Here is a 12,817-nt window from a genome sequence, read left to right as displayed (position 1 = left end):
TCAAGAAAATAAAAAACCCGCATGACGCGGGTTTTTTTAACGATTATTTAGAATCGAAACGTTTACTCATTTTAGTCGCAAATGCAGTCACTTTTTGATAGCCCGTTGGCATCACACGTTGCATTAAATCAATCACTTTCGCATCGTTACCAATCAGTAAACGACGGCGATCTTTTTGCACTGCTTCTAGAATTTGACGCGCTGCTTCTTCAGGTGGACAACGTAATAATTTATCAAATGTCTGTGCAGATTTCTGTGGATTCATGCCCAAAGATTTTAAACTGTCATTCATTTTTGCAGCTTTCGCAATATTGGTACGAATGCCACCTGGATGTACGCAAAGCGCGCTCACACCCACATTTTCAATATCTAGCTCTTGACGAAGAGATTCAGTGAAACCACGTACAGCAAATTTAGTTGCATTATAAGCAGACTGAGTTGGTTGCGCAGTTAAACCGAATAAACTTGAAATGTTGATAATGTGTCCATCACCTGTTTTCTTAATATATGGTAAGAATTCTTTGGTGCCGTATACGACACCCCAGAAGTTAATATTAACAATCCATTCCAACTCTTCGTATGTTGCACCTTCAACGGTCGAACCCAATGCCACCCCAGCATTGTTGAAAATCATGTTCACTGAACCATGATTCTGTACAGTTTCAGCCGCCCATGCTTTAACTTCGTCACGATTCGCAACATCTACTTTTTTGGTTGTGACTCGTACATTTGCATTCTTCGTCAGTTCAACTGTTTCTGCTAAGCCCTTTTCATTTACGTCACTTAAAGACAAATGACAACCTTGCTTAGCCAGTAACACCGCAAGTTGTTGACCAATACCAGAACCTGCACCTGTGATTGCAGCCACTTTGTTTTTAAAATTTTTCATTGTGAATCCTTTTTTTGATTTTTATGCACCACAGCGTTGATCTGGGTCATTCATGTTCACTATAATTTTGACAATTATTATTGTCAATGTAACTATCGACCATTTTTATTGTTACTATAGGCCAATTTAGTATCTTTAGCTGATCAGTACTCTATACTGACCGCAGCATAACACTTTTATAAAAAGACTCGAATTGCTATGAACCCAGAGAACCTCACTCCATCAGAACACGAGCAAGCGATTGAAAAGCCTCCCGCAAAAGAGCGTCAATTTAAAGGGATGTCCTTAACTGAACGCAAACAAGCACGCCGTGAGAAACTTATTGAAGCGGGTATTGAAGCATATGGAACTCATGGTTTTTTCTCAGTAACCGTTAAAGATATTTGCACACAAGCGAAATTAACTGAACGTTACTTTTATGAATCTTTTAAGAAAAGTGAAAACTTATTCCAAACGATCTTTTTAGAACTGATTGAGAAGCTTCAACAAACATTAATGCAAGCTATTATGAAAGCCTCTCCTGAGCCTCTAAACATGATTGATGCAGGTCTAAATGCGTTCTTTAGTTTTTTAGAAGATGATCCGCGTACCGCTCGGATTATTTATATTGATGCAATGCTCGTCCAAGAACTTCATAATCATGCAACCATTCAAGAAACAATGGGCCGTTTCGACCGAATGATTCATGCCTTTGTCACATTAATGATGCCACATACCCATCTCACTGAAAAAGAGATCTCCTTGATTGCAACTGGTCTAAATGGCTATGTCACTCAAGTTGCTGTTCGCTGGGTAGTAGGTGGTTTTAAACTTCCACGTGCTGAGGTCGTTCAGGCATGTAAAACCGTTTTTCTCGCCCTATTGAATGATCTAATGAAAAAGTAGCATCAAATTAAGATGAAGAAATTGTGACAAATCGTAAGTAAATTTAAGATATTGATTTAATTTCAAATTAATAAATATCAATGAGCCAAAATATCAGCCTAATTGTCACAAAACATTGCTATATTTAACTTCGATTTCCATCTTGCAATGATACTGTCATAATTAATCTTTGTAATAAGCCTGTCATAAATATAAAACGGTTCACCGTTCATCATAGGATATTGCGTTGTGAAAGATGACTACATTTTAATTGTCGACGACGAGCTCCCAATTCGGGAAATGATCCATACTTCTTTAGATATGGCAGGCTTTCAATGCTTGGAAGCAGAAGATGCGAAACAAGCACATCAAATGATTGTTGATCAACGTCCAGCGCTTATCCTACTCGACTGGATGTTACCGGGTGGCGTGAGTGGCGTAGATTTGTGTCGTCGCCTTAAGCGTGATGAAACACTTTCCGAAATTCCAGTCATTATGTTGACTGCGCGTGGCGAAGAAGACCATAAAGTTCAAGGTCTTGATGCTGGAGCAGATGACTATATGACGAAACCATTTTCAACACGTGAGTTGGTATCCCGTATTAAAGCGGTGTTAAGACGTGCAAATGCGTTAAATGGCGAAAAAACCATTGATGCAAATGGCTTAATTCTTGACCCAGTAAGCCAACGTGTCAGCTATAATCAAAATATTCTTGATATGGGGCCAACAGAATATCGTCTATTGGCATTCTTTATGACTCATCCAGAACGTGCCTATACCCGTGCTCAATTACTTGATCAGGTATGGGGTGGAAATGTGTATATTGAAGACAGAACCATCGACGTCCATATCCGTCGCTTACGTAAGGTGCTCGAACCTTATGGTGCAGACCGTTATGTTCAAACTGTGCGTGGTACTGGCTATCGTTTTTCAACACGAGCTGATGTTGCTTTAGGTTAATTTAGATTTTATGTACGAACCCTACCCCGTCCCAGAATTGGCACGTGAACATCAAAAGTTTCTATATAGCAGTTTATGGACTTTTGCCAAGCAAGACTTACGTTTACTGGTATTTCTACTGATTATTGCGGGCTGTATCGGGTTAGGGATTGGCTATCTTTGGATATGCTTAGGCATTGCCTGTCTCATATTTTTTGGTATCCAATTACGCTCATTATATTTAGTCAATGATTGGATTTCGAATCGTCCTTACGATGTACCACCAAATTTAAATGGAATCTGGGGGGCATTACTGTTCAATGTATATCGGGCTCAACGCCAAGAACGTATTGTTCAGTCTGAAATGGTTGGACTGATCGATCGAACTCAATCTTCTCTCGTGGCTTTATCAGAAGCGATTATTCTTACGGATGATTCCCATCAAATCGAATGGTGGAATCCTGCTGCGGAAAAGTTATTTGGCATTCAAGCTGTTGATCGTGGCCGCAACCTGCTCACGATTATTCGCCAGCCAGATTTTATTGAATATTTTCATAATACCCATCAAGCACCAGATGGTGTAAAAATTAAATTGGTGAACCATGATAATAAGTACGCGCAAATCAAACTGACTCGCTTTGGCAATGAAAGTCGCCTCTTAGTTGCGCACGACATTACGCGTATGAAAAATCTCGAGCAAATGCGTTCAGATTTTGTTGACAATATTTCACATGAATTAAGAACACCACTCACAGTGTTAAGTGGGTATATCGAAACATTCACAGATCAAGAAGATATCAATCCGCGTTGGAAACGTGCCTTTGAACAAATGCAATCGCAAACTAAACGCATGAATGCATTGGTCAATGATCTTTTGCTTTTGTCTCGTTTAGAAAATGAAAAACAAATTGCGAAAAATCAAATTATCGAAATGCCAAGTTTAATGAACCATCTGTTTGATGATGCGCAAGCTTACAATATTGATTATGGTCATACACTTAACCTTGATATAGACAGCCACTGTGACTTAATTGGTTCAGATATGGAATTGGCGAGTGCATTTAGCAACTTAATTACCAATGCCATAAAGTACACCCCGAAAGGTGGCACCATCACCATCGGCTGGCATGATGATGGAGAACGTGGCTATTTTTCTGTTCAGGATACTGGTATTGGAATTGATCCAAAACACTTACCGCGTTTAACTGAGCGTTTTTATCGTGTGGATAGTGCACGCAGTCGTCAAACAGGTGGTACTGGTTTAGGCCTTGCCATCGTTAAGCACGTACTTATGCAACATGGCGCACATATTGAAATCGAGTCGAAAGAAAACGAAGGCTCTACATTTATTGCCGTGTTTCCCAAAGAACGCTTGTATAAAATGCACGAATAAAAAAAAGCGCCTTAGGCGCTTTTCTTATTCAAAAGATATACTCAAATAAGATGACCCAACGCTTCACCCATTACTACAGTTGAGTTCGCCTTAAATGCTTGGTCCCATTGCATTTTATCTTTCTCAAACAAAACTACAGCCGTTGAACCCAAATAAAAACGTCCGAGCTCATCACCTTTTTCAAGTTTCATCGCATGATGGTTCAGCTCTAAGCGACCTGTTGGTTTTACTTTACCTGTCGCAACAGTTTCAATTCCAGCAACAATCATTGCGCCAACTAAAACAACAGCCATACGACCAATATCAGTATCGAATAAACATACCATTCGTTCATTACGTGCAAACAAACCCGGAATATTTTCAGCTGTAGTTTGGTTGACTGAAAATAATTCACCTGGAATATATAAAGTTTCAGTCAATGTACCAGAATAAGGCATATGCACACGATGATAATCACGCGGTGATAAGTACACTGTTGCAAATTCACCATTTTTGAATGGTGCTGCCAATTGAGGATCACCAATTAACTTTTCAACTGAAAAGCTTTGACCTTTTGCCTGAAAAATATCGCCCTCATTGATTTTACCTAATTGTGAAATTGCACCGTCTGCAGGTGACACGACACTTTTAGGATTAGGATCAATTGAACGAACGCCTGTTTTCAAAGAGCGAGTGAAAAACTCATTAAAGGATTTAAATTTCAAGGCATTTTGTTGCTCAGCAATTGACATATCAATGCCATATTTTGCTTTAAATGCTTGAATGACAACATTCTTTAATACTGGGTTTTCACTAGCTGCGACTTTACCCACCAAACGGCTGAGTTTTTGTTGCGGGACGATTTGCTGCGCTTGAATAAATAGTTTCTTTTTTAAATTTGTCAGACTCACTCAGGTGACTCTCCAGTAATGATTGGACTGTCGAGGCGGTTGCCCCACTCGCTCCACGCACCATCATAAGCTTGGATATCCCAACCCAGTAATCGACCAATAATGTAAGCTAAACCTGAACGGTGATGAGACTGACAATATACGACGACTGGCTGATCAAATTGAAAGCCCAATTGTTCTAAACGTTGTTGCGTGCGTTCTAAGGGGTGCAATTTTAAATGATTTTGACGATTAAGTGCAGTACTCCACTCAAAATGTCTAGCCGTTGGAATATGTCCACCACGACGTGCCGCGAGACGTTGCCCGGTATACTCCTCAGCCGTTCGGCAGTCCCATACTTGGCAAGTTTTATTTTCAATTTTTTTTATTAAAGTTGAATAATCAATACGGTGTTGATCAACATTGGATGTCTTAACTTGAAAAAGACATGTGACTGGCTGAACCTCTTCAACTTCTGAAGAAGTAGGATAGTTGGCGCCTAACCATGCATGAATACCACCATTTAATAAACTGGTGTTATAAAAACCCATACAGTGTAGATTCCAGATCAATCGACCAGCCCATGCCCCACCTTCATCATCATAGACCACGACATGATGCTCAGGTGATATGTTTAATATCTGGACTAGCTGCTGAAGCCCTTCATCATCAGGCAATAAACCCGTAGTTTGTTCCTCTTGGCGCACTAAAAATTTTGGCTTCAGATGTATAGCATGCGGAATATGTAATTGCTCATAGACCGAACTTCGGGTCAAATCAACAATACGTAACTTTTCACTTCCTAAATGAGGAACAAGTTGTTCTGCTTCAATGAGCAGACCGAAATCAAAAGCGTTAGTGGTCATATTTATTGAATAGTTCTATTGGCCTTGTTCAAATCTTAGCACAAGACTTTTTCAAAATTATTCTGATTTTTTGCATGGTATTAGCAAAAAATCAGAAAAGGGAAATTATGATTAAGGAGACTCAACATCAAATACCTGACGCAAATATGCGAGGAAGGTATCATTATCAGTCATCGTTTTTCCTGGACTATCAGAGAGTTTAGCTACCGATTGACCATTGCATTCGACTAACTTTAAAACAATATTCAAAGCAGTTTGTCCCATATCATTGGTGAGGTTAGTACCAATCCCGAAACTGACTTGGAAACGATCTTTAAAATATTGATGCAAATCCCATGCCTTCTCTAAGTTTAGACCATCACTGAAAGTGAGCATTTTAGTTTTGCTGTCAATTTTTAATTTTTTATAATGTGCGTAGGCTTTATCGCCCCACTCATATGGATCACCACTGTCATGTCGTAGACCATCAAACAATTTGGCAAAATACAAATCAAAGTCTCTTAGGAATGCATCCATACCAACAACATCTGTCAGTGCAATGCCTAAATCTCCGCGATATTCCTGCACCCAAGTTTCAAGTGCAGCTTTTTGGAAATCACGTAAGCGAACATCAAGTGCTTGGAAAGCTTGTAAAAATTCATGCGCCATCGTACCAATGGGTGTAATACCCAACTGCTTTGCCAATAAAACATTACTTGTGCCACGAAAAATATGTGGTGCAGCCTTATTAAACTCTTCCACCACATGTTTCTGCCAGTCAAAACTATAGCGACGGCGTGTTCCAAAATCGGAAACAAGGAATGGTGGATCATTGGGTTGTTGACTACTTTCATAGTGTTTCAACAATTCAATTTTAGCTTTAAGACGGCGCTCTCCTTCTGCCAATACCTGCTCATCGCGAATACGACGAAAATAGAGTTCATTGACGATTGCAAGCACAAAAATTTCAAACATCATTGCTTGAACCATAGGTCCTTCGATACGAATATCTAAACGACCTTGATCATCGATACTGGCTTTAATAAAGCGGCGCTTAAGTTGGAATAATTCTAAATAGTCTACAAAATCACTTTTAATAAAGCGTAAACTTCTTAAATATTGTAATTCATCTTCTTTAAATTTGAGCTGACACAGTAAATCTAACTGTTCGTTCAGTTCCTCTAATATATCCACGAGTGGATAGGCTGTATCTTCAAGGTTACGACAACGAAATTGATAGACACTATCCGTTTGAGGAAATTGATGTAATACCACTTGTAGCATCGTGAATTTATACAAGTCAGTATCAAGTAAGGATTGAATAATGGCAGACATATTATTTTTCAGTTTTTAGCAACTTATTGCATTAAAGCACATTTTGTTGCGATTCATAGCTCGTTTTAGTAATTGTCGAAGATTATTCGACTAATTACTAAAACTTAAACTGATTATTCTTTTGCATTGTCTTGACTATATGACTCAGTCAAAGCTTTCAATGCTTTATCTTGCCCAATAACTTTTGCGAATTCTTCTGTGGTCTTGTGTCCTGTCTGTTTTGCTTGAGCATCACAATCGACCTGGCGTAATTGTTTGGCAATTGACCATTCAAGCTTAAAGATAGCACCCATCAAAGCTGTATTACCCTTATTATCACGAGCACAGCGGTCTGCGCCGTTTTCCAATAGAGTCGTTACAATATCTTGATGACCATAGTAGGTCGCCATCATTAATGGTGTAAAACCAGCATGGTTTTTAATATTGACTGGAAAACCATGTTTCAAAAATTCATGAATAACTTCTTTGTTTCCTGTTTTCGCTGCTGCAAAAAATAAGTCAATCACTTCTTTCTGATCTGATTGTTGTGAGCTACTGACAGACGTCGTTTGAGCGTGAAGCATTACTGAACTTAAACTCAGTAAAGCGATTAATAAACTATATACAATATTTTTCATTCTTCCCTCACCTGAGTTTAAATTCGATAACGAATGCCTGTAAAACTCCCCTAGGGTTGCAGGAAAGGAATTGAGTTTTACAGGACTTTTTTGAGGTGACACCTTAGACCCTAATCACCAATCCAAGGACTAATCTTGATTAGTCTTTTAAAGCTGCCGCTTTCGCTTTAACAGTCGCTAAGTTACCGTTTACAGCTTTAGTCATACGTGTGCCGTAATCCGCATCTGCTTTATAGAAATAAGACAACATGATGTGTTTAGTTTCTGAATCTTTTACGTTACCAAGATCAGCTGCTAAGTTCATAATGAGGTCAGATTTCTCTTTAGCAGAGTATGAACGGTATAAATCACCCGCTTGCTTAAAGTTTTGCTCCTTCACACCACGTTGCTGAACCGTACCAGAAAGTGGAGTTTCAACAGCACGAGCTTTCGCTGTAGATGGTTTTGGCTCCATACGGCTTGGTTCATAGTTCACGTTAGATGAAGTTGCACCAACATTCATATAACCATCTTGGTTATTGTTGTTCACATTTACCAATGGGCGGTTTACTGGAATTTGCTGGTGATTTGCACCCAAACGGTACATTTGTGTATCAGAGTAAGAGAAGATACGACCTTGAAGTAAGCGGTCTTCTGATGGCTCGATACCTGGTACTAAATTACCTGGTGCTAAAGCAACTTGTTCCGTTTCTTGGAAGAAATTCTTCGGCATACGATTTAATGTCAAAGTACCCACTTTTGTTTCTGGTACTAAATCAGTAGGCCAGATTTTAGTTGGATCAAGTGGATCGAAATCGAAGCTATTCAAATCTTTAGGATCCAACACTTGGATATAAAGATCCCATTTCGGGAAATTGCCCGCATTGATGTTCTTATAAAGATCATTCGTTAAGTGGTTGAAGTCTTTACCTTGTAATTCAGCAGCTTCTTTAACGTTTAGACCTTTAACACCTTGCTTAGAACGGAAGTTAAATTTAACGTATTTATATTCGCCTTTGTCGTTGTACAATTTAAATGCATGTACACCGAAACCGTCTTGTTCACGGTAGCTCGTAGGAACACCTTGGTTACCATATACATAAGTCAACATATTTGTTGCCCATGGCTGGCTAGACAAGAAGTCAAATACGCGATTAGCGTCTTGAACGTTGTCAATTGGGCTTGGTTTCATTGCGTGGATGAAGTCTGGGAACTTGATCGCATCACGAATGAAGAATACAGGCGTTTGGTTACCAACTAAATCCCAGTTACCTTCTTGAGTATAAAACTTAATTGCGAAGCCATGTGGGTCACGTAAAGTTTCTGGAGAATGCTTACCATGAATTACTGTAGAGAAGCGTAAGAATACTGGAGTTTTCGTACCTGCTTTGAAAAGTGAAGCAATAGTAAGATCTGATAAATCTTTAGTTGCAACGAATTCACCATAAGCTCCCGTACCACGTGCGTGTACAACACGCTCGGGGATACGCTCACGACCGAAACGTTGAAGTTTTTGAATCAACTGTACATCTTGTAATAATACAGAACCATTTGGACCTGCAGTGATTGAGTTTTGGTTATCACCCACTGGTGCGCCGTTATCTTTTGTTAATGGTGCAGCTGATGCTGCTGTCGCAGTTGCAAGCATTGCAACCAACATTGAACGCTTAAACATCGTTTTCTCTCTCAAATTTACCTTTCCTGCACGCGTAAATTACCTTCTTTAACAAAATTGGTAAAAAGGTTAATTTTTATTATTTCAATCGCTTTATTAGATTAAAAGTATATACTCCGATTAATTATTTTTTTATCAATGACTTATTAGGATAGATGACGACTTTATCCCTTTTCTTTTTTCCAATTTGATACAATTCATTTGAATTAAAAAACATCAAACTTGGTTGAATTATGCGTGCTTTACTCCAACGCGTCCTTGAAGCGAAAGTCGTTGTGGATGGTGAGATTACTGGTCAAATCGAAAAAGGGATTTTAGTTTTTATTGGTATTGGCAAAGAAGATAACTTTGAAAAAGGTAAGAAGCTCATCGATAAGATTTTAAAATACCGTTTTTTTGATGATGACCAAGGAAAAATGGGTTGGAATCTTAGCCAAGTCGGAGGCGGATTATTATTAGTCTCGCAATTTACCCTGATGGCACAAACCCAAAAAGGTTTGCGTCCTGACTTCGGCCCTGCAATGCCGCCTCTCGAAGCAAAAGAACTGTATGAACAGTTAGTTGAATACGCAAAATCTCAGTTTGAACATGTACAAACCGGAATCTTTGCAGCGGATATGAAAGTGCATCTCATCAATGATGGTCCGGTAACCTTCAATCTTGAAGTTGAATGACTAGAAAAGCCCTCTGATGAGGGCTTTTTTTCTTGCATTTCAATACTCATCTCTAGAATCAAAACGAGAAAAGTCCGTATTTAGGTGCTGTATTACTTACCTGTCTTTTCTTTAATAAATTGACGAGCAAATTGTATTTTTTCTTTTACAGGTTTAGGAATTTTTGGTGGAATTAATTTAGCGACTTGGTTAAACCATACCAATAAGCTGAAATCACCTTCCATTTTAATACTGCCATTTTGCATACCCGTCATGAATGCAGTTGGATCACCTTTCAACAGGGTTTTAACACCTTGCTCGCTATCAGCAAACTGAAGTACGAAATCTGCTTTCTCTGCATCACCTGAAACAGAATCAATCTGACCATTGTTGACTAAAATCTGACGTGCAACACCTAGATCTGTACCTATTTGAATACGGAACTGACGATCATGAATTAACTCAATAAATTTTGGACTCGTACGTGACAATTGTTTCATACGCAACGCCAAACCTAACACCAAAAGGTCTAGTGGATCTGTGCTTGCATCAACGATAGGTAATTTCACAACAGGTATTGAAGATAGTTTCATGACAATTTAAGTCCGTTTTTTTAATATCAAAAATAATTGATTCATCCTAGCATATCTTATAAGTAAGGAAATGCAGCTTTGTTTAACAAAACGTATAGGCAAAAAAAAGGTATATCATTTTGATACACCTTTAAATATAAAATTGTTACCACGCAGTTTTGGTCTACATATCATTTGTCATGAGTAGGATTTAATCGTCCTCATATACAGGAGTATGTTCAATATAACGACGATTTTCTAAAGCCTTTTGCGCACGACTATCTTCGCGAAGTAAGAAAGCCGTTAAAGCCACCATGGCTAAGCTAATCGCTGTTAAATAACTATATGCCAAAGACATGTCAAAGACGTGTTGGACACTATAACGAATACCTTCAAGTAAACCCCAGAAGACCATACCCGCCAACATAAACCCTAGCCAATGACGATAAGGTGAAAAGAATACGGCCGCCAATGCTACAGCGATCAGAGCAAATCCGAGTATCGTTGCAAAAGTTAAAGTGACCATAAAAATCTCCGTCAAAATTTAGATGTTTCAAATACTGCCTAATGGTGTTTCACAACAAATTAAATAACGCTTCACTTTCTTCAATGGTCTTGTTGGCGTTTATGAAAGCATTATGGTGAGTTTTTTTCAGAAAAAAAGACCTGATGCTTTTGTAAGCGACACATATTGTCGCAACATTCTTTTGTCATTACATTTTTTAAGATTAGACATTTTTCATAGAGTCAGAATCAGTCAAACTTGGCGTGTCATTACAAAAAAATACCTCGTAATTTTTTGTCAAAAACATCTTTTTTTCGATGATGACCATCTGTTTTTTCGTCTGAACTTAGCTGATTAAAATTTGTCTAAGAATGATTCACTTAGATAAAAAAAAGCGACCATTTGGTCGCCTTTTTAATAAGCTTTTTTTGATTTTAAGCTCGACTTAAATCTTTATCATGTACACCTAACAGGTACAGAACACCATCCAACCCAACACTTGAGATGGCTTGATTTGCATTTTGACGCACCAATGGTTTAGCACGGAATGCAACGCCCAAGCCCGCTATAGAGAGCATTGGCAAATCATTCGCACCATCACCTACTGCAATCGTTTGCTCAAGTGAAATGCCCATTTCATCCGCAATTTGGCCTAATAAAAATGCTTTACGAGCGCCATCCACAATATGCCCTTTAACTTCGCCAGTGACCTGCCCATCTTGAACATCCAAGATATTGGCATGAACTTCATCAATCCCAAGTTTTTCTTGTAAATATTCAGCGAAGTATTGGAAGCCACCAGATAAAATAGCCGTACGATAACCCAAAGATTTCAGGGTTGAAATAAGACGTTCTGCACCTTCAGTAATCGTTAAACGTTCTGCAATTTTAGGCAATACAGAAGCATCCATACCTTTCAGTAGCGCCACACGCGCACGGAAACTGCTCTGAAAGTCCAGCTCACCTTGCATAGCACGCTCAGTAATTTCTGCGACTTGTGCACCGACACCTGCTTCAATTGCAAGCTCATCAATCACTTCTTGTTCGATCAGCGTTGAATCCATATCAAAGCAAACTAAACGACGATTACGACGGTACGGCGTGTCTTCTTGTACTGCAACATCGACACTAAGGTCATTTGATAAACTTAAACATGCCGCTCGCATCGCTGCAGCATCTAACATCTGACCGCTCAAACCAAATTGCACACAAGCACGTTTTGGTTCATTTTCAAAATGATTCAACGTTGGGCGACCAGACAAACGAGTGACTGTTTCAATATTAAACCCTTGACTTGAAACAATATTAGTCACTGCTTGCAAATGTGCTGCGGTAAGTTCAGGTGCCAATGCCGTCACGATATATCGTGTACGTCCACCCTCTTTCACCCATTGCTCATAATCTTCTGAATCGATCGGTTTAAAGCGCACAGTAAGACCAATATCGTGTGCTAAAATCAGAATATCTTTCATGGCCAAAGCCGTTGCTGTCTGGTCTTCGGAAGCAACCACGATGCCGAGAGTCAATTGGTTATGGATAACTGCTTGTCCTACATCTAAAATTTGCAAAGAATGTACGGACAACACCTGCATCAATCGAGTAAACTGATTCGGTTGGTCAGGTCCTAAAAATGAAATAAGAATGATTTCTCGCATGAATTGACTCGGGTCTGAGCTACGAAT

At 39.0% G+C, this 12,817-nt stretch carries 13 protein-coding genes; 4 read left to right on the top strand and 9 right to left on the bottom strand.

Features of this window, described 5'->3' with window-relative positions:
- Positions 1–43 precede the first annotated feature (43 nt).
- Positions 44–889, bottom strand: a complete 846-nt coding sequence (locus AC1M9I_RS10735) for an SDR family NAD(P)-dependent oxidoreductase (RefSeq protein ID WP_035264797.1) — start codon at positions 887–889, stop codon at positions 44–46.
- Positions 890–1,087: 198 nt separating this feature from the next.
- On the opposite strand from AC1M9I_RS10735, the gene AC1M9I_RS10730 reads away from it, so the two are divergent.
- The 3 genes from AC1M9I_RS10730 (at position 1,088) to phoR (ending at position 4,085) form a co-directional block, all read left to right on the top strand.
- Positions 1,088–1,774, top strand: a complete 687-nt coding sequence (locus AC1M9I_RS10730; RefSeq protein WP_035264798.1) for a TetR/AcrR family transcriptional regulator — start codon at positions 1,088–1,090, stop codon at positions 1,772–1,774.
- A gap of 228 nt (positions 1,775–2,002) precedes the next feature.
- Positions 2,003–2,713 (top strand): phosphate regulon transcriptional regulator PhoB, encoded by a 711-nt coding sequence (gene phoB, locus AC1M9I_RS10725; RefSeq protein WP_035264799.1) that lies wholly within the window; start codon positions 2,003–2,005, stop codon positions 2,711–2,713.
- Positions 2,714–2,723: 10 nt separating this feature from the next.
- Positions 2,724–4,085 carry a phosphate regulon sensor histidine kinase PhoR gene (gene phoR, locus AC1M9I_RS10720; RefSeq protein ID WP_035264800.1) on the top strand — a complete coding sequence of 454 codons (1,362 nt, stop codon included), beginning with the start codon at positions 2,724–2,726 and terminating at the stop codon, positions 4,083–4,085.
- A gap of 41 nt (positions 4,086–4,126) precedes the next feature.
- On the opposite strand, the gene asd is transcribed toward phoR, so the two are convergent.
- The 5 genes from asd to AC1M9I_RS10695 all read right to left on the bottom strand — a co-directional run bounded on the left by asd (position 4,127) and on the right by AC1M9I_RS10695 (position 9,405).
- A complete protein-coding gene (gene asd / locus AC1M9I_RS10715) occupies positions 4,127–4,975 on the bottom strand; it encodes an archaetidylserine decarboxylase (RefSeq protein ID WP_035264801.1) in 849 nt (282 codons plus the stop codon).
- Entirely contained in the window at positions 4,972–5,820 is an 849-nt protein-coding gene (locus tag AC1M9I_RS10710; RefSeq protein ID WP_180028378.1) for a sulfurtransferase, read from the bottom strand. The genes asd and AC1M9I_RS10710 overlap by 4 nt, the downstream gene beginning before the upstream one ends.
- A 111-nt stretch (positions 5,821–5,931) precedes the next feature.
- Positions 5,932–7,134 carry a nicotinate phosphoribosyltransferase gene (gene pncB / locus AC1M9I_RS10705; RefSeq protein ID WP_035264803.1) on the bottom strand — a complete coding sequence of 401 codons (1,203 nt, stop codon included), beginning with the start codon at positions 7,132–7,134 and terminating at the stop codon, positions 5,932–5,934.
- A 113-nt stretch (positions 7,135–7,247) separates the two neighbouring features.
- The gene (locus AC1M9I_RS10700; protein WP_481592881.1) at positions 7,248–7,697 is read right to left on the bottom strand and encodes an ankyrin repeat domain-containing protein; all 450 of its coding nucleotides are present in this window, start codon (positions 7,695–7,697) and stop codon (positions 7,248–7,250) included.
- A 193-nt stretch (positions 7,698–7,890) separates the two neighbouring features.
- Positions 7,891–9,405 carry a catalase gene (locus AC1M9I_RS10695; RefSeq protein ID WP_481592793.1) on the bottom strand — a complete coding sequence of 505 codons (1,515 nt, stop codon included), beginning with the start codon at positions 9,403–9,405 and terminating at the stop codon, positions 7,891–7,893.
- 233 nt (positions 9,406–9,638) lie between these two features.
- On the opposite strand from AC1M9I_RS10695, the gene dtd reads away from it, so the two are divergent.
- Entirely contained in the window at positions 9,639–10,079 is a 441-nt protein-coding gene (dtd, locus tag AC1M9I_RS10690; protein ID WP_481592792.1) for a D-aminoacyl-tRNA deacylase, read from the top strand.
- Positions 10,080–10,171: 92 nt separating this feature from the next.
- On the opposite strand, the gene AC1M9I_RS10685 is transcribed toward dtd, so the two are convergent.
- From AC1M9I_RS10685 to serB, 3 genes are all read right to left on the bottom strand, one after another.
- Entirely contained in the window at positions 10,172–10,651 is a 480-nt protein-coding gene (locus AC1M9I_RS10685; protein ID WP_481592791.1) for an SCP-2 sterol transfer family protein, read from the bottom strand.
- 190 nt (positions 10,652–10,841) lie between these two features.
- The gene (gene aciT, locus AC1M9I_RS10680) at positions 10,842–11,156 is read right to left on the bottom strand and encodes a ciprofloxacin tolerance protein AciT (RefSeq protein ID WP_035264816.1); all 315 of its coding nucleotides are present in this window, start codon (positions 11,154–11,156) and stop codon (positions 10,842–10,844) included.
- A 413-nt stretch (positions 11,157–11,569) separates the two neighbouring features.
- On the bottom strand, positions 11,570–12,790 hold the full coding sequence (gene serB, locus AC1M9I_RS10675; protein ID WP_180028375.1) for a phosphoserine phosphatase SerB: 1,221 nt from the start codon (positions 12,788–12,790) through the stop codon (positions 11,570–11,572).
- Positions 12,791–12,817 lie beyond the last annotated feature (27 nt).

It is taken from the genome of Acinetobacter sp. ANC_7553 (assembly GCF_056779895.1).
Note: the sequence above shows the minus strand (reverse complement) of the source record. Positions and strands in the feature narration are given on the sequence as shown.